At 70.8% G+C, this 18,827-nt stretch carries 24 protein-coding genes; 5 read left to right on the forward strand and 19 right to left on the reverse strand.

Annotated features, from left to right (window positions below):
- Positions 1–138: 138 nt before the first annotated feature.
- From ACU4E7_RS00875 to ACU4E7_RS00900, 6 genes are read right to left on the reverse strand one after another with little or no spacing between them, the layout of a single operon-like run.
- Positions 139–432 (reverse strand): hypothetical protein, encoded by a 294-nt coding sequence (locus ACU4E7_RS00875; protein ID WP_238120814.1) that lies wholly within the window; start codon positions 430–432, stop codon positions 139–141.
- On the reverse strand, positions 429–2,417 hold the full coding sequence (locus ACU4E7_RS00880; protein ID WP_447020290.1) for a DUF2793 domain-containing protein: 1,989 nt from the start codon (positions 2,415–2,417) through the stop codon (positions 429–431). Before ACU4E7_RS00880 ends, ACU4E7_RS00875 begins: the two co-directional genes overlap by 4 nt.
- Before the next feature lie 32 nt (positions 2,418–2,449).
- Entirely contained in the window at positions 2,450–6,361 is a 3,912-nt protein-coding gene (locus ACU4E7_RS00885) for a baseplate multidomain protein megatron (RefSeq protein ID WP_447020291.1), read from the reverse strand.
- Between the two features lie 27 nt (positions 6,362–6,388).
- The gene (locus ACU4E7_RS00890; RefSeq protein WP_238120811.1) at positions 6,389–6,871 is read right to left on the reverse strand and encodes an NlpC/P60 family protein; all 483 of its coding nucleotides are present in this window, start codon (positions 6,869–6,871) and stop codon (positions 6,389–6,391) included.
- Positions 6,868–7,758, reverse strand: coding sequence for a DUF2163 domain-containing protein (locus ACU4E7_RS00895; RefSeq protein WP_447020292.1), 891 nt, complete (start codon positions 7,756–7,758; stop codon positions 6,868–6,870). The genes ACU4E7_RS00890 and ACU4E7_RS00895 overlap by 4 nt, the downstream gene beginning before the upstream one ends.
- A gap of 19 nt (positions 7,759–7,777) precedes the next feature.
- The gene (locus tag ACU4E7_RS00900; protein ID WP_238120809.1) at positions 7,778–8,419 is read right to left on the reverse strand and encodes a DUF2460 domain-containing protein; all 642 of its coding nucleotides are present in this window, start codon (positions 8,417–8,419) and stop codon (positions 7,778–7,780) included.
- Between the two features lie 107 nt (positions 8,420–8,526).
- Between ACU4E7_RS00900 and ACU4E7_RS00905 the strand changes: the two genes are divergently transcribed.
- Both ACU4E7_RS00905 and ACU4E7_RS00910 read left to right on the forward strand, forming a co-directional pair.
- Positions 8,527–9,486: a hypothetical protein gene (locus ACU4E7_RS00905; RefSeq protein WP_447020293.1), complete on the forward strand. Its 960-nt coding sequence runs from the start codon at positions 8,527–8,529 to the stop codon at positions 9,484–9,486.
- Positions 9,487–10,162: 676 nt separating this feature from the next.
- Positions 10,163–10,546: a hypothetical protein gene (locus ACU4E7_RS00910; RefSeq protein WP_447020294.1), complete on the forward strand. Its 384-nt coding sequence runs from the start codon at positions 10,163–10,165 to the stop codon at positions 10,544–10,546.
- Between the two features lie 13 nt (positions 10,547–10,559).
- On the opposite strand, the gene ACU4E7_RS00915 is transcribed toward ACU4E7_RS00910, so the two are convergent.
- From ACU4E7_RS00915 to ACU4E7_RS00950, 8 genes are read right to left on the reverse strand one after another with little or no spacing between them, the layout of a single operon-like run.
- Entirely contained in the window at positions 10,560–11,192 is a 633-nt protein-coding gene (locus ACU4E7_RS00915; RefSeq protein WP_447020295.1) for a phage tail tape measure protein, read from the reverse strand.
- A 33-nt stretch (positions 11,193–11,225) separates the two neighbouring features.
- Entirely contained in the window at positions 11,226–11,429 is a 204-nt protein-coding gene (locus tag ACU4E7_RS00920; protein WP_238120805.1) for a rcc01693 family protein, read from the reverse strand.
- An 8-nt stretch (positions 11,430–11,437) separates the two neighbouring features.
- The gene (locus ACU4E7_RS00925; RefSeq protein ID WP_447020296.1) at positions 11,438–11,782 is read right to left on the reverse strand and encodes a gene transfer agent family protein; all 345 of its coding nucleotides are present in this window, start codon (positions 11,780–11,782) and stop codon (positions 11,438–11,440) included.
- Positions 11,783–11,793: 11 nt separating this feature from the next.
- A complete protein-coding gene (locus tag ACU4E7_RS00930; RefSeq protein WP_238120803.1) occupies positions 11,794–12,201 on the reverse strand; it encodes a phage major tail protein, TP901-1 family in 408 nt (135 codons plus the stop codon).
- 21 nt (positions 12,202–12,222) lie between these two features.
- On the reverse strand, positions 12,223–12,642 hold the full coding sequence (locus tag ACU4E7_RS00935) for a DUF3168 domain-containing protein (RefSeq protein ID WP_447020297.1): 420 nt from the start codon (positions 12,640–12,642) through the stop codon (positions 12,223–12,225).
- Positions 12,639–12,974, reverse strand: a complete 336-nt coding sequence (locus ACU4E7_RS00940) for a hypothetical protein (RefSeq protein ID WP_238120801.1) — start codon at positions 12,972–12,974, stop codon at positions 12,639–12,641. The genes ACU4E7_RS00935 and ACU4E7_RS00940 overlap by 4 nt, the downstream gene beginning before the upstream one ends.
- Entirely contained in the window at positions 12,971–13,294 is a 324-nt protein-coding gene (locus tag ACU4E7_RS00945; RefSeq protein WP_447020298.1) for a head-tail adaptor protein, read from the reverse strand. Before ACU4E7_RS00945 ends, ACU4E7_RS00940 begins: the two co-directional genes overlap by 4 nt.
- Positions 13,291–13,854 (reverse strand): head-tail connector protein, encoded by a 564-nt coding sequence (locus ACU4E7_RS00950; protein ID WP_447020299.1) that lies wholly within the window; start codon positions 13,852–13,854, stop codon positions 13,291–13,293. Before ACU4E7_RS00950 ends, ACU4E7_RS00945 begins: the two co-directional genes overlap by 4 nt.
- A gap of 87 nt (positions 13,855–13,941) precedes the next feature.
- Here ACU4E7_RS00950 and ACU4E7_RS00955 point away from each other — a divergent pair, with 87 nt between their 5' ends.
- Together ACU4E7_RS00955 and ACU4E7_RS00960 are read left to right on the forward strand one after the other, a co-directional pair.
- Complete coding sequence (locus tag ACU4E7_RS00955; RefSeq protein WP_447020300.1) at positions 13,942–14,697, forward strand: S1 family peptidase; 756 nt, start codon at positions 13,942–13,944, stop codon at positions 14,695–14,697.
- Positions 14,698–14,699: 2 nt separating this feature from the next.
- Positions 14,700–15,587 carry a transglycosylase SLT domain-containing protein gene (locus ACU4E7_RS00960; RefSeq protein WP_447020301.1) on the forward strand — a complete coding sequence of 296 codons (888 nt, stop codon included), beginning with the start codon at positions 14,700–14,702 and terminating at the stop codon, positions 15,585–15,587.
- A gap of 42 nt (positions 15,588–15,629) precedes the next feature.
- Here the strand turns inward: ACU4E7_RS00960 and ACU4E7_RS00965 are convergent, their stop codons facing one another.
- The 5 genes from ACU4E7_RS00965 to ACU4E7_RS00985 all read right to left on the reverse strand — a co-directional run bounded on the left by ACU4E7_RS00965 (position 15,630) and on the right by ACU4E7_RS00985 (position 18,278).
- Complete coding sequence (locus ACU4E7_RS00965) at positions 15,630–16,886, reverse strand: phage major capsid protein (RefSeq protein ID WP_447020302.1); 1,257 nt, start codon at positions 16,884–16,886, stop codon at positions 15,630–15,632.
- 36 nt (positions 16,887–16,922) lie between these two features.
- On the reverse strand, positions 16,923–17,432 hold the full coding sequence (locus tag ACU4E7_RS00970) for an HK97 family phage prohead protease (protein WP_447020303.1): 510 nt from the start codon (positions 17,430–17,432) through the stop codon (positions 16,923–16,925).
- 2 nt (positions 17,433–17,434) lie between these two features.
- Positions 17,435–17,626, reverse strand: coding sequence for a hypothetical protein (locus tag ACU4E7_RS00975; RefSeq protein WP_447020304.1), 192 nt, complete (start codon positions 17,624–17,626; stop codon positions 17,435–17,437).
- A gap of 73 nt (positions 17,627–17,699) precedes the next feature.
- Complete coding sequence (locus ACU4E7_RS00980; RefSeq protein WP_238120793.1) at positions 17,700–17,888, reverse strand: hypothetical protein; 189 nt, start codon at positions 17,886–17,888, stop codon at positions 17,700–17,702.
- Between the two features lie 87 nt (positions 17,889–17,975).
- Positions 17,976–18,278, reverse strand: a complete 303-nt coding sequence (locus ACU4E7_RS00985) for a hypothetical protein (protein ID WP_447020305.1) — start codon at positions 18,276–18,278, stop codon at positions 17,976–17,978.
- Positions 18,279–18,476: 198 nt separating this feature from the next.
- Here ACU4E7_RS00985 and ACU4E7_RS00990 point away from each other — a divergent pair, with 198 nt between their 5' ends.
- Positions 18,477–18,755: a (2Fe-2S) ferredoxin domain-containing protein gene (locus ACU4E7_RS00990; RefSeq protein WP_447020306.1), complete on the forward strand. Its 279-nt coding sequence runs from the start codon at positions 18,477–18,479 to the stop codon at positions 18,753–18,755.
- Positions 18,756–18,827 lie beyond the last annotated feature (72 nt).

Here is an 18,827-nt window from a genome sequence, read left to right on the forward strand (position 1 = left end):
AAAAATTCGGCGCGACATCCTTTGAATTTGACCTATTCTTTGACATTCCCCTTGGGCATGCTGGGTCACAATGGATGATTTCCGCACCACGCTCTTGATGTTCACCCTGATGGGCTGGTTCCTGCTCTATTGGTTCAACTAACCGGGCGAGCCGAACATGCAGCTCGGCGTCAGCGGGCCGATCGCCGCCAGACCAAAGTCGGGCACCGGCGCGGCCCCATCGGGCCACAGCAGGTTCACGTGGTCCTCGCCGCCGCCGGTGCGCACGCCGGCATCGGCCAGGAAGCACAGGTGGTATCGCGTCGTCCCGTGAAGGCCGGAGGAATAGAGCTGGCGGCCGTCTTCGCCTTGCGCCCCATCGAAGCCGAGCACGCTCTCCAGCGTCGCGCAGGCCGTCGCCCGATCAGCAAAGCGCAGGTAGATGGTGGTCATGATCCCACTCCCGAGATGTGAGCTTGAGACTGGAGGGCCGCGGCACTGCCCATGAGGGGCCAGACCACGATGTCCTCGATCAGCTGCGCGACGCCATTCGGGAATCCGCTCGGCCCGCCCAGGAAGATGCCTTCAACGGTTCCCTGCCCCGGCCGTGTCCCGGTGACACCCGTCGCAAGGCCGCTGGCGTAAGCGGCCATTCCGTCGCCGCCCCAGCCGACACACACGGCAAACCTCGCCGGAGCGGCGATCTCCAGCTGTTTGACATCGAAGAGGGTTCCGCGCGCCGGGGTAATGATCTGGATCGAGGCGCCAATTTGCCGAAGGAACTGCTTGGCGACCGCATCGCGCTGAAAGCAGATCATGTCCTGAAGATCGACGGAGGACCCGAGCGATCCACGCCAGACCAGACTGTTGGGCCCGACACCAGACCCACCCAGAACGGCGACCGCCGCACCGGACCACTGGCAGATATCAGTGGTGCGCGTCACAGCGGCCGTTGTGGTGGCGATATAGCTGGTTGCGATCGCCCCCACCTCCAGCTGCGCCCGGAGCACCGTGCCGGATGGCGTAAGCGTGAGGCTGCCGGCGGCAGGCGTGAAGGTGTACGTGGTCCGCCCGCCGCCGGCGCTCACCGTCGCGACATGGGCACCCGACAGGGCCATCGCTCCCGTGCCCCAGAAGCTCAAGGTGTAGACCTGAGCCGTCACGCTGAGCGAGACAGCGGCGCCCGGCGCCGCCGAGGGATAAAACAGATTGGTGGCCGCGCCTTCCAGCAGCAGGCGCCGCCCGCCGCTGTGGTAATCGAAGGCCAGGGTGTTGGCCGGGGCCTGCATCAGCTCGCCGGAGCCGGCAACCACCATCTTGGCGCTGCCTGTGCGCTGGAACAGCGTCGTGGAGGAGACATGCGCGCCACCCAACGCATAGCGCTCGCCCACGAAATCCGCCGCCAGGGCCGGCGCCACACCATCGAGCTGGTGTTCGGCCTGCGTCCACCACGCCTGTTCCAAGTCTGGGAACACCGAGACCGGGCAGCGCAGCAGATGGATGGACACCCGCACCCGCCCACCGGTGAACGCCCCGCCATTGGCGGTCACCAGCACCGGCGTCTCCGCATAAAAGGCCGTCGGACCGATGACGCCGGAATTGGCTGCGCCCTGCGCCACCCCGAGACTGCCGCCGAACTTGGACGCCTCACCGGCGATGCCGCAATCATAAGACGTCGCCCCCGTCACGCCGGAGAGGGTGCGGGTGGAGACCCCCAGCACGATGGCGCGGGCGGGGATCGCGACGGTGGTGGCCACGCTGGTTCCGGACAGAACCAGGTCCTGCTCCAGCACCTCCGCCTCGATGGCGGCGCGGCTCGGCCGCACCGCCAGTGGCGACACCCAGGCGCCGCCATCATAAAGGGCGAGCCGCCATTCATCGCGGATGAAGGCCAGAGCCCCACTCGCCAGGGCCTGGAAGACGAATCCCCCATCCTGAAAGACGGCGAGGGTGCCCGCGTGGCCGGCGAAAGCACCGGTGGCACCCGCCGGCACGAACCAGCGCCCGCCCGCCTCCGGCGCCGCCGGCGGAGCGGCATCGGTGATGCTCTCCAGCACCAGCTGGGTGCGGGCCGCAAGGGCCGCCACCGCATCGGCCAGAGGCGAGACCCAGGCGCTGCCGTCATGGCGAGCAAAGCGATCCTCATCGCGGATGAAGGCCAGTGTGTCCGCCGGCACCGCCAGGAAGTCGAACGCCCCGGCCTCATAGGTGGCAAGCTTTCCGTCTTGTCCCGCGAAGCTGCCGGTGGCGCCGGCGGGGACGAACCAGCAGGCCCCCTCGGCCGGGCTCACCGGCGGCTCCAGCGCGGTGACGCTCTCCAACGCGAGCTGCACATAAGCGTCGAGGCGCCGCAGCGCCTCGTTGTGGGTGACATGCTTCTGCGCCTGCGCTGCCGCCAGATAGGGCAGAGCCAGGCGCGCCGTTTCATCGGATGCCATGAACCGATCCTCGATGGTGAAAGGGGGACGCCTCAGAGCGCCAAGGTGCGGGTCGCCGCCGCGCCGGCGCCCACGGTGGCCGAGAGCTGGCACACCCGCACGGTGAGGCTCGCCTGCACGGCGCCGAAATCCGCGAGCTCATCGGCGCTCGCGTAGATGACAGACGGGGTTGCGGTGTTCAGCGTGCGCACCACCGCCGCGTCCGAAAGGATCTCCACCCGGTAGGCCTCCGCATCCTCGCCCAGGGGCACCTCCACCGCCTCCCAACTGTCGCCGTCCGTGCGCGTGCGACGGATGAACGAGAGGATGACGCCGGCGGCCGTGCGCCGGCCGCGCACATGCGCCGGAGACAGAGGCCGGAACGCCGCATCGGTGGCGGTAGCGGTGACCTCGCTCACGTCCTCATCGCCATAATCGCCGCTGGCGGCGCCCACGCGGTAGATGCTGCTGCGGCCGAGGGCGGAAAGCCCGCTCGCCACCGTCACCAGGGTGCCGTCGAGCCGCACCACGCGCGTGCCTTCCGGCCAGGGCTCGGCGCCTGCCGCTTCGGTTCCGGCGCGGCCACGCAGCAGGCCAGAGAGACGGTAGGTGCTGGTATCCACCAGCTCGGCCTCGGTGAACTGGATGATCTCCGGATCGCGCCCGTCCGCCCGCAGCGCCAGCACATTGGCACCCTCCAGCACCTGGGTGGCGCTGGCCGACACCAAGAGCGAGGTCTCCAACGTCACCAGCACTGTGTTGAAGCGATCGAACCGCCACAGCGGCCCGGGCGGCAGTTCGCCCGCCAGGGTGCCGAGGGTGGCGGAGGCGGTGATGGGACCCACCGCATCGAAGCTCTCGCCATCGCTGGAGCGCCACACGGCCAGCGTTCCGGGCCAGGGCGAGGCCGCCGCCGCAAGATATTGCAGCGGCAGGGGATCACTCGCCGCCAGCGCCGGCAGATCGAGCACCACCACCGCCGGCGGGCCGGACACTGCCGGCAGGGCGACGCTGCCGCTGTCCAACCCTTCAAGAGCCGTGTCAAACACGTCCGGCTCGATGCTGCGGGCGGTGATGGCGCGGGCCTCCGCCTCCTCCACCCGGGTGATCTCCAGCAGCCGCGCCCGCCCGTCGAGCGTCAGGCGCACCAGATCCCCCGGCATCAGCGCGGTGCGGGAGGGCAGCAGGGAGAAACTCACGCTTTCCCGGCCCGCCCACAGGTCCTGCAGCCACACATCGGCGGCGCGCACCATCACATTGGGCGCCGCCACCAAGGCGAGTTCCGCCTGGGTGACATGCCGGCTCTGCCCCACCAGCCGGCGGGAGGAGACGGTGGCCTTGCGATAATCATGCAAGGGATCGATGAAACCGACGCTCACCTCCAGCGGCAGCTCGGTCTCCTGGGTGCGGGTGAGGCTCACCAGCGCCCCATCGTCCGGCTGCACCAGATCGTCGACAGCAAGATCGGTGATGGCGCCTTCGCCGCGCTGGTGGAAGGCAATCTGCCCATCCGCCTCGCGGGCCTCGAAGGCGAAGGCGCGGGCCAGCGGCTCCAAAGCGGCGCGGGCGGTCATGGGCTGCTCCACCACATAGCCTTCCACCACGCCGGCAAGCCCCGCGCTCTCCACATCGCCCACGCCGAAATCGGCGCACAGCTGCGCCACCAGCCCGTCGAGGGGGGCGGAGCCCAGCCGGCCGGTGAGCCAATGGCCCGCCGCCCAGTTGCTGCCGTCGCCCCACACGTCGTCGAGCAGAGGGAATTGGGGATAGGGCCGCGCGTCCCAGGTCCACAGGAACACACAGCCTTCGTCCACCATGCGCCCGCCATAGAGGGGCGCTTGCGGATTGTCGGTGAGGCTGGCGCCGGCCGCCGGCTCGAAGGTGGCGAGGATCGCCTCCAGCATGCGCCGCTGCACCAGATCGTCACGCTGGCCGGAGGAGAAGGGCGGCAAGGCATTCTCGGAGGACTTGGGATCGGGGAAAGCGCTGGGCAGGTTCGGCCCCTTGTCCACCGCCGCGCAGCCCGCCTCCATCAGCCGGATGGGCTTGGCCCCGGGGACATAAGCGGTGGGGCTCTCCGCCCGCACCCCGGCGAAGCGCTCATGATGAGGATTGGCCCACCACGACCACAGGTCCTTCTGCCGATAGATCCAGGCTTCATCATAAGCCCCATCGGTGATGGGGCTGCGCGATTGGGCGAGCCGCGCGGCATCATCGACATAATACCAGTCGTAGGCCTCTCCGGAGCGCAGGCTGGCCTTGAGATAAGCGCGATCGTGGAGGGAGGCTGCGAGGGAGGCGTCGAGATGGGCGGCGCCATCCCGCCAATCGGTGAAAGGCGGGTAATAATCGATGCCGATGAAGTCCACGTCAGGGGATGCCCACAAGGTATCGAGCGGGAAGCGCACCTCGCCCCCATCATACACCTGGGACCCATACTCCGCCCAATTGGCCCCGTAGGACACCAGCGTCTCAGGCCCCACCACCGCCTTCACGTCGGCCGCAAGCGCGATCAGCTCCGTCACCGCCGGAAAGCCGCCGCTGCCATCGCGCAGGCGGGTCAGCGCCTCCATCTCCGAGCCGATGAGAATGGCCTCGACGCCGCCCGCCGCCACCGCCAGATGGGCATAGTGCAGCACCATGCGCCTGAGGCTCCATTCGGCGGTGCCAGTGAACAGGACGAGGCTGCCCACCCGCAGGAAATCCCCCGGTTCCGCACTCCCGAACAGGGCGCCCACCTGCGCGCCGCAGGCGGCCGTGCCCTCCACCGTGCCCGCCCGTCCCGGCGCCGGATCACACGTGATGCGCCCGCGCCAGGGATGGGGCGGCTGGGCAGCGGCGCCGTTCCACGGATCGGGCAGCGTATTGTCGGCGGGAATATCCATCATCACGAAGGGGTTGAGGGTGACCTTCACCCCCGCCTCCTTCAGCCGGGTGATGGCCCGCACGATGGAGAGATCGGATGGCGTGCCGCCATAGGCCGCGCGGCCGTCATATTGGGAAACAGCCGGCACCATGAGCCGGGAGAGGCCGCCCACCGACCAGGATTGCGGCACGGTGGTCTTGTTGTGCCGCTCGCATTTGGGCCGCACCAGGCACGCACCGGCGCGCAGATCATCGCCAAACCACGACACCACCAGCGACACCCGCTCCAGGTTCGGGCAGGCGGCCAGGAGCTGGTCCACCGAAGCGACGAAATCGGTGGCGTGGGTGGAGACATGGCGGGCCTCGCGGCCATAGCTCGCCTGCCCGTACATCTGCAGGGTATTGACCGTGTCGTAGCCGAATTCGGTGGCGCCGGGGATCAGCGTCACCGCCCGCACCTGCGGTTCCAGCGCGCCCACCCCGCGCTCCACCTCGGCGGTGATCTGCGGCAGGCGGTTGCCATAGTCGGTGAGGTCGAGATTCTCGAACACCAGATAGGCGATGCCGCGATAGGCCGGAGCCCCCACATCCCCCTGCTTGGCGACGATCCAGGGATCGGGCGACTGATCGTGCGCGCCGAGATAGCGGCGCACGGTGATGCCGGCCTGCTCCATCAGCTTGCCATCGGCCCAGATGCGGCCGATGCGCGACACCGGCCCGGCGCACAGGGCCACGGCGAAATTGCCGTAGTAAGTGTAGGTCACGGTGCTGACCTTGGGCGCGAGGCTGCCGCCCTTGCCGCCCACCGACTGGGTCTCCGTCTTCTTCACCTCGAACAGCCGGGTGGCCCAGATCACCTGTCCGGAAAGGCGCGCCCGGCCATAGACGCGGGGAATGGCCGCGCCCTGGGTGGAGGCCATCACATCGAGATCGGTCAGGCGTGGACCTTCCACGGTGCTGGAGCGGCTGCCGCCGAGAAGGGTCTGGTCCAGAACCGCGCCGCCGAGGGCGCCCAGGGCCCGCCCTGCCACCGCGCCGATGGGGCCGAACAGGGCGCCACCGAGCAGGCCGCCGGCCGCGCCGAGAAGCAAGGTTGCCATGGAAGATCCTCGATGAGATGGGGCGGCTCAGATGTCGGCGACGCCCGGAAAACGAAAGGCGAAGGCGAGATGCCGGCGCCACCAGGCGCACAGCTCGCTCTCACACACCGCCGTGCCGTCATAGGCATGGATCATCCGGCCGGAACCGGAGAGGATGGCCGCATGCTTGGCCGGCAGGTGGACACGGAAACGGAACAGCACCACGTCGCCGGTCTCGATGGCTGAGAGGGACACCGGCTGAAGGTGCCGCCCGGCGGTCTCCGCCAGGGTCTCGCGGCGGTGGGCCTCGGCCCAGTCCGGCGCATAGGGCGGCAGCGGCTCCGGCTCGGGCCCCAGCAGCTCCCGCCACACTCCGCGCACGAGGCCGAGGCAATCGGCCCCCACGCCTTTCACCGAGGCGCGGTGGCGATAGGGCGTGCCGATCCAGCCGCGGGCCGCAGTGACCACCTGCGCCGCGGTGACCACTTGGGTCGCGGTGACCACTTGGGCCGCGGTAACGGGGGTGCTCATTCCAGCAGGCTCCCGTCGTATCCGCCCTCGCCGGGCACCGCCACGGTGAGCACGAAATCATTGCCCGGCATGTGGGGAAAGCCCTGGAAGTTGAGGTGATTGGAGAAGCGGTCGCGGCAGGTGGAGAAGTGCTTGTCGCAGCCGGCGGTCAGCGCCACCTCGTCGCCCACCGCCACCGAGAACGGCGGCCGCTGCCACAGCCGTATCGCAGCCACGCCATCCTCAAGCGTGTGGCTCTTCACCTCGGTGGAGAAGCCGGCATTGGCGCCGCTGGTGAAGCGCGCGGTGCCACGGGCGAAGGTCTCGGCGGCGTAGTCGGAAAGGCCTTCGAGGCGCAGCCGCAGGGCGCTGTCGATGGCGACCACCACGCCGCTCGCCGCATAGGCCGCTGCCGCAAGATCCACCCCGCAACGGGCGTCGCCGAGATCGGCATCGCAGCGCACCCCATAGAGCCGGCCGCGGGTCTGGTTCAGGGCATCGGTCTGGGAGCGGATCTCGGCGGTGAAGCTGCCGTCCTCACACCGCACCTCGCCGATGGTGCCGCGGGTGAGCAGCAGATGCTGGGCGGGATCGGCCCAGTTCACCCGCAAGAGCTCGATGGCGGCGCCGTCATAGAGGCCGGCGGCGAGATCGTCGGCGCTCAGGGCCTCGGCGCTCAAGGCGCCGGACAGCTCGGCGCCAGTGACGGCGAGGCCCTCGGCGCTGGCATGCTCGGACGCGGCGATGCCGGACGCCGCCTTCAGCGTCAGCCCCTCCAGATCAAGGTCGTGATCATGGTCGGTGAAGCCCAGCACCAGCCCATCGCGGCGGGTGAGCCGCCAGGCCGAGCACAGGGTGGTGGCGCCGCCCGCCAGATGGCTGGCGAGGGCCGTGGGAACAGTGCGCATGACGCCTCCTCACGAACAATCAGGAGCGGATCTCGATGATGGGAATGCGGGGAATGTCACCGGCCGCGAAGGCCGAGAGATTCACCTCGAGAAAATCGGTATCGAACCGCACCGGCACATCGAACAGGAAGCCCGCCGTCACCACCGCGCCGGCGGACGGCAGATGCCCTTCCGCGAAGGTGATCCGACCGCTTGTGGCGTCGAGGGAAAAATGCGTTCCCTCAAGACGCTCGACCCCGTCGACGGCCACCGAGACCGAGCCCACGACAGGCTTGGCGATGGGCCGCGCATAGGGCGCGTGCAGGCCGCCATAAGTCTTCAGCAGGGGGAAGGTGGCGGTGCTGCCATCGCCGGCGGCGAGGCGCTGGTCGAGAGGGCTTGGCACCGCTCCCGGGGGGCAGGACGCATGGTCCAGCCGGTCGCGCCAGCGGAAGCCGTAAAGGCGGCCACGCCGCTCCTCGAAAAAGTCGAGGATCTCGGCGAGGGCGGCGAGGCTTTTCACCCCATAGCCCGCGTCCCAGCGCCGCCGCGAATCAGCGAGCCGCGTGTTGCGTTCCTCGCGTCCGGTGGCGGTGGTGACCACCTCGGTGACCCGTTCAGGCCCCCCGGAAGCGCCCAATGCCACCTCCAGCGGAAACAGAATTTCATGGAAGCCGCTCATTTATTGCCCTCACACCCAATTCTTCTGCCTCAGCAATAGAAACCGCCTTGACATAGTTGAGGGCGGCGCCTTGACTTTCGGGGCCTCGCTGAGGATGGAGCATTTGCATGGCCACGAAGCCCGCCAAGAAGCCTGCGGCCGCCGCGGAGAAATCCGCCGCGAAAAAGGCGGCTGCGGTGAAGGCCGCACCCGTCGCCAAGGCCGCCGAGACCCCCGCGCCCGCCCCGGCGACTGACGCCCCGGCCGCCGCCAAAACCACGGCACCGAAGACCACCGCACCGAAGACCACCGCATCCAAGACAAAGGCGCCCGCGACCAAGGCCGCGAAGCCCGCCGCATCCAAGCCCGCCGCGCCCAAGGCTGCCGCGCCCAAGGTAACGGAACCGAAGGTGGAGCCCCCCAAGGCGCCGGCCAAGGCGTCTTCCGCCAAGCCTTCTTCCGCCAAGGCTGCCTCCACGAAACCCGCCAAGAGCGGCGCGCCCAAGTCTGCGACGTCGAAGCCTACGGCCCAGAAGCCCGCCACGATGGCGCTGAAGGCGGCAGCGGCGAAGACCGCGGCGCCCAAGGCTGCCTCGGCCAAGATCGTCGCCAAGGCACCGGCCAGTGCGCCGGCGGCGAGCCCCGTGCCGGAACCCAAGAAAGCCTCCGGGACCGGCAAGGCCGGCGCCGCGAAGACCAAGGTTGCGGCCAAAGCGGGCGCCAAGCCCGCCGCCACCAAAGCTGCGGCGCCCAAGACGACCCCGCCGAAGGCCGCGACCGAGGCTGCACCCACGACCAAAGCGCCCACGACCAAGGCGCCCGCAGCGAAGGCCAGCAAGCCGGCAGCCAAGGCCGCCAACGCCAAAGCTGCGGCTCCCAAAACTGCGGCTCCCAAGACTGCCGCTTCGAAGCCGCCAGAGGCCAAGCCCGCTACGGTGAAGGCTGCTGCAGCCAAACCGGCTGCAGCGAAGCCCGCGGCGGCCAAGACCGTTGCGGCCAAGACCGCTGCGGCCAAACCTGCGGCGACCAAGTCTGCGCCGGCGAAGGCCAAGGCGGCCAAGCCCGCGAAGGCGGCTGCCAAGGCCTGACCCCGCTTGTGCTGCCCCGAAGTGCCGGCACCGCCGGGGCTTCGGGGCTGCATGCGGGCCGGTAACAGGGGCCTGCTCCGGGTGCCGCACGGCGTGTTTGCGTCGACGTGCATTGGCCGCCACCTCGCATGGTCCAGCGGGGTGGGTTGCTCGCGCTTTCCGTGCGGCCCCGCTCAAGGCTGGAGAGACTGAGGCTCGGACAACGATACCGCATCCGTATCACGGCACGGGTCGATGGTCGGTGCGGTCATGGCACGCTTAAACGTTCAGCTGGCCCAGGCATGAGCCACATGTCCGTCGTGATGCGCGCCAATCCTGGCGCTCATCCGATCTGGGCTCGTCCGACCTGCCACGCACCCCTCCCGCGATCGCCCGACAGAGCGCTCGCCCGTCCGGACGCACGCCCCGGCCCTACCGTCGCGGCCCCCTCGGTGCGGGGGCCATGCCGGCGCCGGGCCCTTGGGGCCGCAGAAGGAGCCACCAGCGGATCGCGCCGGGAGACCAATTGGCGGGCCGGACCTCCTGTGCCATAACCCATTCTCGGTCAGGTGATCGGTCATGGCGATCGGCCGCGCATGGACCGGCCGCGTCGCCCCCCCTGATGCGAGCGAAGGGCGTTGCTATGAGGATGTTGCACGCAGGCGCACCGCATATCAGTGGGACGCAGGATCGCGGCATGGACAACATGCCTGCCGCCCCCGGCTCCGTCGCATCCGCTGGTGGCTCCCTCTGCGGCCCCAAGGGCCCGGACCCGGTCCCGCAACGGCAGCTTGTCGTCGCCACCGTGCTGATGGGCCTGCTGGCGCTGGCCGGCATCTCGCCCGCTGCGGCGCAGAACGCCAAGAGCCCCGCCCGCTCGACCAATTGCCCGGAACTGGGCCCAGGCTTCGTGCGGGTGCCGGATTCCAACACCTGCATCCGCACCCATGCGGCGGCGACAGTGGATGCCTATGGCGCCCGGGGCATCTCCAACACCTGGTCGTTCGGCAACACGGTCACCGATATGGATGCCGGCAGCACGGATAGCGCCAGCACCGACCCCTGGAAACGGGCGCGCTGATGCCCCCGGGAGCTCACGCCCCGCGCTGGGCCCGCGCGACCGCGCGCGCCACCATCCCCGAAACATAGGCATCGGAGCGGCGGAACGCACCGAGGTCGGGCGTCGCCACGTTGACGGTGACCTGGGCGCGGCCAGCGCCCTCCGCCGCCCGCACCCCCAGGCTGCCGTCAGCCCCGCGGCTGAGGGGCAAAATGGCCTCGGCGCCCGCCTCCCCCATCAGCCCGACACGGCTCTGCCCACCGCCGAGGGGAAAATAGGTGGGCGCCGCCACCACGCCACCGCGGGCAAAGGGGCGCACCCGGGGCCCCTCCGGCGTCGGCGCCAGCACGCCGCCGGCCGCGAACGGGCGCACCCCTCCCCCATCGATCACGCCGCCCTTGGCAAAGGCGAACCCGCCGACGGCGGAGGAGAACAGGCTGCTGAGCCCGCTCTCCAGCGGCTTCAGGGCGGCGGTCAACGCGAGGTTGGAGAGGCGCACGCCCAATTGCTCCAGCACCGAGCCCAGGTCCTTGCCCTGCACCACGAGGCCGGTGAAGGCGGAGCTGAGAGCCCGGGCGAGGCCCTTGGCCGACACCTCCATGTCGGACAAAGCCGCCTTGGCGTCGCGGGTGTCCACGTCCACCGCGATATCCACGCTCTCAGTCATGAGGGTGCTCCGTATTTGAGGGGATCGCCGGCCTCAGCCGGCCCGGTCGGGAAAGCGCGTCATCAGCGCCTGAAGATCGCCCCGCCCCAGCGCCGGCGGGCGGGGCGGCGCCAGCATGGCGATGGCGCTGGCCAGTTCGCGCGGGGTGAGGCGCCAGAAGGCGTCGGGGGAGAGCCGCAGCAGGCCGAAGCCGATGCCCATCACCTGCGCCCAGGGAAAGGCGCGCGGCGCGGACATCTCGCCCCTCACGCCCGCTGCGGCAGCGGAGGGGAGGCCCCCTCCTCCGCGCCGAAGGTGGCGGCGAGCAGCGCGGCAACGGCACGAACAAAGCCGGCGGCGCCGCCATCGGCCCGCATGCGCGCCACCTCCTCCAGGCTCACCTCCTCGCCGGCGCCACGCAGGCCGGCATGGAGGATGCGCACCGCATCAGCGGCGGACAGCCGGCCCTGCTCGAAGCGGCCGGCGAGCGCCATGAGGTCTTCGGCGCCGAACGCCGCCTCCAGCTCCGCCAGGGCGCCCAAGGTGAGCACCAGCACGCGCGGGCGGCCATCGAGCACCGCTTCGATCTCGCCGCGACGGGAATTCGCCATGGCCCCCTCCCTCACAGTGCGGCGAAGGCGATGGCGCCGGCGCTCTCCAGGGTGAGGTCGAAGGTCACCTCTCCATCGTGCTCGGCGGCGATCTCCAAGGCGGTGATCTGGAACGGCCCGGTGACGGTGCCGAAATCGGGCACCAGCACCTGGCACTGGGGCAGCGTGCCCTCGAAGAAGGCCTGCCGCACCAGGGCATCAGACGCAGCGTCCTTGAACACGCCGGAACCGGAGACGCTGGCCCGCTTCACCCCCGCCCCCTCCAGCAGCTCGCGCCAACGGCCGGCGGATTCGGCGTGGGTCACGTCCACGCTCTGCGCGTTGAAGGCGAGGGTGCGCGAGCGCAGCCCGGCCACGGTGACGAAAGAGGTGCCGTCATGCACCTTCAGCAACAGGTCCTTGCCCTTCTGCGCGCTCATGGAACCTCCACTTAAAACGGATCACAGGGGCTCGGTGACGGCGCGGAACCGCACCAGAGCGTGAAAGGTGCGCCCATCCTTGTCGCGCACCACCTCGGCGGTGGTGGCGCGCAGATTGGCGAGGCGATGGCCGGCGAGCGCCAGCGGCACATCGTGCAGTGCCGCCTGCACGGCGGCGGCCAGCGCATAGGCTTCCGCCCGCCCGCCGCTGCGGGAGAAGGCATGCAGGGTCAAAGCATGCTCGGCCCCCGCCTCGGTGGCGGTGGACCAGTCGCTCACCACCGCCTCGCCCAGCGCGACGAAGGGAAAGGCGGCATCCTTGGGCGGCACGTCGAAGATGCGGGCGCCGCCCAGCAGCGCCAGCAGCGGCCCATCGGCCGCCAATGCCCCGTGAATGGCCTTGCGCAGGGCCAAAGCGGGGCTCGTCAGCGGCACGCTCATGGCCGTTCCTCCCCGTCCGGCACGGCCTCCGCCGTCTCCTTTCGCGCGAACGCGAGGCGGGCGCGATCGAGCAAGGGCTCCCCCTCCTGCTGGGCGGAGCCGCGCACCCGGGTGAGGACGGCGGCATCGCGCACCCGCACCAGAGGGCGGGCCGCATCGCCCGCGATCTCCGGAGCCTGGCCGGTTTCGGCCGCCACCAGCCCGGCCAGCCGGCGGGCGGCACGGGCGGCGGCGGCCTCAGTGGCCACGGGCAGCGCACGGGCGGCCAGCCGGGCGCCGAGACCGTCGAGGCCGCGGGTGGTGACGCGCGCCTTCATTGTTGCTCCCGTCATGTCTGCTCCTCCCGGCACCGGCAGCGTGAGAAACGGCCGCGCCCCTCCACATCGGTGACCGCCTCCACATGGAACACGCGGGCGCCCAGGACCATCCGGTCTCCCGGGGCGAGGGTGTTGGGCGCGCGCACGGTGATGTGCACCACCGCAGCGGCGCGCGGCCGTTCCTCGCCGAGGCCGAACTCGGTGGAACTGGTTTCGATGGCCCCCCACAACTGGTCCACGGTGAGGAAGCTGCGTTCCACCCCGCCGGCCCCGTCGGGCAGGTCCACGAAGGTCTGGTGCGCCAGCCGGTGGCGCAGGGCGCCGACCGCGCTCACAACCGCACCAGGCGATAGGGCGCAAGCAGCGCGCCGAGGGTGGACGGCAGCTTCTGCGTTTCCCCCAGGCCGTCGCGATGCTCGTAGAAATGGGCCAGCACCAGCCGCAGCGCCTGCAGCAGATCCGCCGGCACATCATCGGCGCCGGTGCCGTAGCCGGCGGTGACGGTGATGACGATGCCGCCCACCGTCGGCCCCGGCAGGGGCACGCGGGCGGGGTCCACATGGATCAGCGCCGGCGCCCGGTCCGCCTTCAGGGCGAGGCCGCCCTCGGGCACGGCGACGGTGGAGCCATCGGCCAAAGTGACGGTGGCGGAGAGGATGGCCCGCACCGGCGCCACCGGCGTGGCGATGACCCGGCTTAAGGGCCAGGCATCGCGGCTGAAGCGCCAGGTCTGCTCCAGCAGCACGCGGCCGGTCTCGGCCTCCACCGTGCGCCGGGCGGCGGTGATGAGGGCATCCACCAGCACATCCTCGGCCTCGTGATCGATGCGCAGGAAGGCCTTTGCCTCGGCGCGGGTGAGCGGCTCGGCGGCGGGGCCGCTGAGGAGTTCTGCCATGGGTGGCTCCGTTTTCGGCGCGGTTGAAGACGATGCGGCGCGCGACGCGCCATTGACGGCCCCGCGCGGCGGCGGCAGAACCGGCGCATGATCCGCGCCCGTTTCGCCTCCGCCGCCCTGATGGCCGCAGCTCTGCTGTTCGGCCCCCTGCCCGCCCGCGCTCTGGTGGGCGGAACGCCCGCCGGCGCCGCGCTGGCGCGACAGACGGTGATGATCGTTTCCACCCGCGGCGCCACCTGTACCGGCACGGTGCTGGCGCCGGACCTTCTGCTCACCGCCGCCCATTGCGTGGCACCCGCCGGCGACTATGCGGTGGCGCTGGTGGATGACGGGCCGCCCAAGCTGGTGCCCGCCGCCCGCATCGCCGTGCATCCGCGCTTCGATGGCGACCAGTTCCGCACCCGCCGGCCCACCCCCGATCTGGCGCTGGTGAAGCTGGCGGAGCCGCTGCCCGGCCGCTTTGCGCCGGCCCGGCTCACCGCCGCGCAGGGCCTACCGGCCAAGGGCACGCTCTTCACTCTGGCGGGCTTCGGCGTCACCTCCGATAGCAAGGGTGAGGGCAAAGGCGCCGGCACCCTGCGATCGGTGCAGTTGCCCTCCATCGGCACCACCGGCGGCATCATGGTGCGCCTCGCTCCCAGCCAGGGCGCGGCAGGCGCCTGCACCGGGGATTCCGGCGGCCCGGCGTTCCAGGATGGCGCGGTGGCCGGCGTCATCGGCTGGGCCACGGCGGCGGGCGGGGCCCGCGGCTGCGGCGGCGTCACCGGCGTCACCCTGGTGTCGCTGCACCGGGATTGGATCACCGACACGGCCGCCGCCCTCGGCAGCCCGCTCGGCCGCTAGCCATGATCCGGGCCGGCCTCCCCGTTCGGATCGGAAGCCGCGCCCTTCTCCTGTGCGTCCTTTTACTGACTGGCCCGGGCGGCCTGCGGGCCGAACCTGCGCCCGCCGAGGCCCCGGCTTCCGCAGGTGAAACCGTCGATGCCGCCTTATGCCGGCTCATCGATGGCGCGGCGGCGAAGGAGGGCCTGCCGGCGACGGTCTTCACCCGCCTCATCTGGCGGGAGAGTTCGTTCCGCCCCCATGTGGTGAGCCGCGCCGGCGCCCAGGGCATTGCGCAGTTCATGCCCGGCACCGCCCGCGAGCGGGGGCTGGACGATCCGTTCGATCCTGAGGCGGCCATTCCAGCCTCCGCCGCCCTGCTGGCGGATCTGGCGCGCCGCTTCGGCAACCTGGGCCTGGCGGCCGCCGCCTATAATGCGGGGCCGAGCCGGGTCAGCGCCTTTCTCGCCGGCGGTCGCCTGCCGCAGGAAACCCGCACCTATGTGCGCCTCATCACCGGCCGCACGGCGGAGGACTGGGCCGCCCTCAAGCGCCAAAGCGCGCCGGCGCCGGAGTTTCCCGCCGAGCCGTGCCTCGTCACCCTCGCCGCCCTGCGCGGTGGCGCACCGGCGCCGGGAGCGGAGCCCAATGCCCTGTTCGCCCCCTGGGGGGTTCAGATCTCCGGCAATTTCTCCCGCGATCTGGCGCTCGCCTCGTTCCGCCGGGCGGCGGAAAAGCATGCGGCGGCGTTCGAGGATCGCACCCCGGTCATCATCGCCACCCGCATGGCGGGGCGCGGGGCGCGGCCCTTCTACCGGGTGCGCCTGCCGGCGCAGACCCGGGCCGACGCCACCGCCTTGTGCACCCGCCTGCGCAGGGCGGGCGCGCCCTGCATCGTGCTGCCCAACTGAAAGGCCCGCCCCGCGCACGGGGCGGACCTTCGTCATGGCTGCTCAGCTGACGGCGAACTTCATGAGCTTGGCGGCGTCGAAGTCGAGGATGCCGCCGCCCACGCGCTTGGTGGTGTAGAACAGCACATAGGGCTTGGCCGAATAGGGGTCGCGCAGCACCCGCACCCCGGCCCGGTCCACCACCAGATAGAAGCGGCTGAAATCACCGAAGGCGAGGGGGAAGGCATCGGCGGCGATGTCCGGCATGTCCTCGCTCTCCACCACCGGAAAGCCCATGAGGCTGGCCGGCTGGCCGGCCCCGGCGGGCGGCGCCCACAGATAATTGCCGTTCTCGTCCTTCAATTTGCGCACCGCCGACTGGGTGCGGCGGTTCATGACGAAGCTGGCGTTCTGCCGGTAGCCGCCCTTCAGCGCATAGACCAGCTCGATCAGCGGATCACCGGGATCGGTGGCGGGAAAGGCGCCGGCCGCGCCGCTCGCCACATAGCCCACCTTGTCCCAGGCCCAGGCGCTTTCGGCCACCTTGGTATAAGCGAGGAAGCCCTTGGGCTTGGCCACGCCATCGCCATTGACGAAGGCGGCGCCTTCCTGCTCGGCGAAGGCGGTGTCCACCTCCTGGGCGATCCACTCGTCCACATTCACCTGCGCATCATCGAGCAGCGCCTGGGTGGCGGCGGGCATGGCGTAGAGCTCCATGGCCGGATAGGTGAGCTCCGCCAGCACCGGGCTGTCGGTCTGCGGGCGGGCCGCCGTCTCCGCCGCCCAGCCGGCCACCGGGCCGGAGGTCATGAACGGCTTGCGATAGGTGCCGGCGCCGATGGTGCGCACCGCCGCCAGCGCCCGGATGGGGGAGAGGGCGGTGAGGCGCCGGCCGATCTCGCTCTCGATCTCGGAGGGCACCAGATAGCCGCCATCCACCCCCGATCCGGCGGACAGGGCCTTGGCCTCCAGCGCCTTGAGGCCGCCGGCCTCGCCATGGCGCACATAGGTGTCGAAAGCGGCGCCATGGGCACGGGTGGTACCGGTGCGCTCGGGCGCGCCGAGGGCGGGACGAGCGGCCTTGGTGGCCAGGGCATCGAGCCGCGCCTGGTGGGCGTCGAGGGCGGCATCGATGCGGGCCAGCTGCTCGGCGGCCACCACATCGGTGCCGCGCTGCTCCACATCGGCAAGGCGCGCGTCGTTGGCGGCCTTGTAGGCCTCGAAGGCGGAGAGGAAATCGGCCACGGCGATGCGGGCCTCGGGGGTGTTCAATTCGGGCGCAGCCACCTTGGTCTCGGGGGCGCTGACAGCATGGGACATGGAGATTCCTCAGGGTTGGACGAAAGGGGGACCGGTTCAGGCCAAAGCGGCGCGCAGCCGGGCGGTGGCGCCGGCAAGGGCCAGCAGCGGGTCTGATGGCCGTTCGGCGGGGGCGATGCGGGCCCCCGGCTGCATGGGAAAGGTGACGATGGAGACCTCCCACAGATCGATGCGGGACAGGCGGCGCACCCGGGTGCGCGGATCGGTGCGGGCCTCCACCGCCTTGAAGCCGATGGAGAGGCCATCGAGCGCCCCCTCGCGCACCAGCGCCGCACATTCGCGGGCGCGGGCGACGGCGGGCGAGAGGCGGCCGCGCACATAAAGGCCGCGCGCATCCTCCCCCACCTCGGTCCACACGCCGATGGGTTCGGCGGGATCGTGCTGGTAGAGCATGCGCACCCCGGCCGGGCCGGTGCGGGCGAGGCTTTCCGCAAAAGCACCGGCCAGCACCATGTCGCGGCCGAGATCGGCGATGCCGAACAGGCAGGCATAGCCGGCAATGGCGAAGCCATCGTCAGCGGGGGGAGAAGCGAAAGGCAGCGCCACGCTCAGCCCTCCTTGCCCGATGGCTTGCGGCGCTTGCGGCCCTTGTCGAGCTTCTCGAGGGTGGCGACGAAATCGCGGAACACGGTGGTGGCGGTGGAGCCGGCGGCGGCCGGATGGGGCGCCTTGGCCCGCGAGGGGGCGCCGCCAAGCGCGCGAATGCGCGGCGCCGGCGCCTTCTGGAAGGGAGCACGCATGAGACTTCTCCAGAGGTGGGGACAGGAAACGCAGACGCCGCCCATCGGCCGGACACAGGAGGCGCGGCGGCGCTCAGGGCTTGTCGTCGTAATGGGCGTTGAAGCGGGCGAGCTCGCGAATGAAGGCGTCGAACCGCGCGCTCGCCCGGGCGAGCTCCCCCAGCATCCGCCAGCAGGCCAGCGAGGCCGCAAGCGCCCACAGCAGCAGCGCCACATGGGCGAGATCGCCCCGCTCGGCAAAGGTGCGGATCAAGGCATCCATCAGCAGGCCCAACGGTTTGCGGGGCGCCGCACGGGACCTGAGAAAGTCCTGTCGCACCCTCTTGAATTCGAGTCTATTTCGATATATCTAAATCGCATCGAAATAGATACGGAGGCGCACTTGCGCAGTTTTTCGAAAGGACATGGCCATGGTGGCCATCACGGAGCGGGCCGCGGCGATCGCGGCCACGGGTTTCAGGGTGACTCCCACGGCCCCCATCGCGGCGGTCGCAGCCGGCCCGAAGGCGAAGGACGCCAGGGCGGACGCGACGATACCAATCCCCGCTTCGCCGGCGGCCGGCATCAGGGCCGCCCGGAAGGGCAGTACAGAGGGGGCGACCACGGTGGTGATCGCGGCGACGCGCATGGCGGCGATCGCGGCCACCGACACGGACGACGGGGCCAGCGGCCCGGTTTCGATGGCGCCGAGGCCGGCACGCGCGGCGGCCGTGAGGCCGATGCCACGCGGCAGCTGGCCAGCGCTGCCCTCGCCCTCTACGAGGCGGCCCGCGCGCTCCTCGCCGACCAGCGGACCGCCGACGCGCCGCGCCCGTCCACTCGGCCCGAAGCGCAGCGCACACAGGCGCCCGTGCGGCTCTCGGTGTGCACCGGCCGCGCCTGCCGCTCCCGGCAGGACAGCCCCTCGCTGGTGGATGACCTGAAGCGCGCGGCGGCCGCCAGCGGCCAGGCGGTGGAGGTCACCACCTGCCGCTGCCTGAAAATGTGCGACGAAGGCCCGGTGGTGGTCGCCTCCTCGGTGCCCGGCTTTTCCGCATCCAGCGGGGCTCCGGCGGAACGGCTCTTCGTGAATGTGCGGAAACGGGATATTCAGGACATCATCCAGGCGGCCGGAGGCCGCGCATCATGAGGTGGGGGTCCGTGTCTCGTTCCGGTTCGCGCGATGGGTTCGGCAAGCATGGCGGCCGCGGCGCCGACCCGC

It is taken from the genome of Xanthobacter sp. ZOL 2024 (assembly GCF_052932325.1).

Coding starts and splice junctions, on each gene's coding strand:
- ACU4E7_RS00875 (WP_238120814.1), bottom strand. CDS start 432: ATGACCACCATCTACCTGCGCTTTGCTGATCGGGCGACGGCCTGCGCG.
- ACU4E7_RS00880 (WP_447020290.1), bottom strand. CDS start 2,417: ATGGCATCCGATGAAACGGCGCGCCTGGCTCTGCCCTATCTGGCGGCA.
- ACU4E7_RS00885 (WP_447020291.1), bottom strand. CDS start 6,361: ATGGCAACCTTGCTTCTCGGCGCGGCCGGCGGCCTGCTCGGTGGCGCC.
- ACU4E7_RS00890 (WP_238120811.1), bottom strand. CDS start 6,871: ATGAGCACCCCCGTTACCGCGGCCCAAGTGGTCACCGCGACCCAAGTG.
- ACU4E7_RS00895 (WP_447020292.1), bottom strand. CDS start 7,758: ATGCGCACTGTTCCCACGGCCCTCGCCAGCCATCTGGCGGGCGGCGCC.
- ACU4E7_RS00900 (WP_238120809.1), bottom strand. CDS start 8,419: ATGAGCGGCTTCCATGAAATTCTGTTTCCGCTGGAGGTGGCATTGGGC.
- ACU4E7_RS00905 (WP_447020293.1), top strand. CDS start 8,527: ATGGCCACGAAGCCCGCCAAGAAGCCTGCGGCCGCCGCGGAGAAATCC.
- ACU4E7_RS00910 (WP_447020294.1), top strand. CDS start 10,163: ATGGACAACATGCCTGCCGCCCCCGGCTCCGTCGCATCCGCTGGTGGC.
- ACU4E7_RS00915 (WP_447020295.1), bottom strand. CDS start 11,192: ATGACTGAGAGCGTGGATATCGCGGTGGACGTGGACACCCGCGACGCC.
- ACU4E7_RS00920 (WP_238120805.1), bottom strand. CDS start 11,429: ATGTCCGCGCCGCGCGCCTTTCCCTGGGCGCAGGTGATGGGCATCGGC.
- ACU4E7_RS00925 (WP_447020296.1), bottom strand. CDS start 11,782: ATGGCGAATTCCCGTCGCGGCGAGATCGAAGCGGTGCTCGATGGCCGC.
- ACU4E7_RS00930 (WP_238120803.1), bottom strand. CDS start 12,201: ATGAGCGCGCAGAAGGGCAAGGACCTGTTGCTGAAGGTGCATGACGGC.
- ACU4E7_RS00935 (WP_447020297.1), bottom strand. CDS start 12,642: ATGAGCGTGCCGCTGACGAGCCCCGCTTTGGCCCTGCGCAAGGCCATT.
- ACU4E7_RS00940 (WP_238120801.1), bottom strand. CDS start 12,974: ATGACGGGAGCAACAATGAAGGCGCGCGTCACCACCCGCGGCCTCGAC.
- ACU4E7_RS00950 (WP_447020299.1), bottom strand. CDS start 13,854: ATGGCAGAACTCCTCAGCGGCCCCGCCGCCGAGCCGCTCACCCGCGCC.
- ACU4E7_RS00955 (WP_447020300.1), top strand. CDS start 13,942: ATGATCCGCGCCCGTTTCGCCTCCGCCGCCCTGATGGCCGCAGCTCTG.
- ACU4E7_RS00960 (WP_447020301.1), top strand. CDS start 14,700: ATGATCCGGGCCGGCCTCCCCGTTCGGATCGGAAGCCGCGCCCTTCTC.
- ACU4E7_RS00965 (WP_447020302.1), bottom strand. CDS start 16,886: ATGTCCCATGCTGTCAGCGCCCCCGAGACCAAGGTGGCTGCGCCCGAA.
- ACU4E7_RS00975 (WP_447020304.1), bottom strand. CDS start 17,626: ATGCGTGCTCCCTTCCAGAAGGCGCCGGCGCCGCGCATTCGCGCGCTT.
- ACU4E7_RS00980 (WP_238120793.1), bottom strand. CDS start 17,888: ATGGATGCCTTGATCCGCACCTTTGCCGAGCGGGGCGATCTCGCCCAT.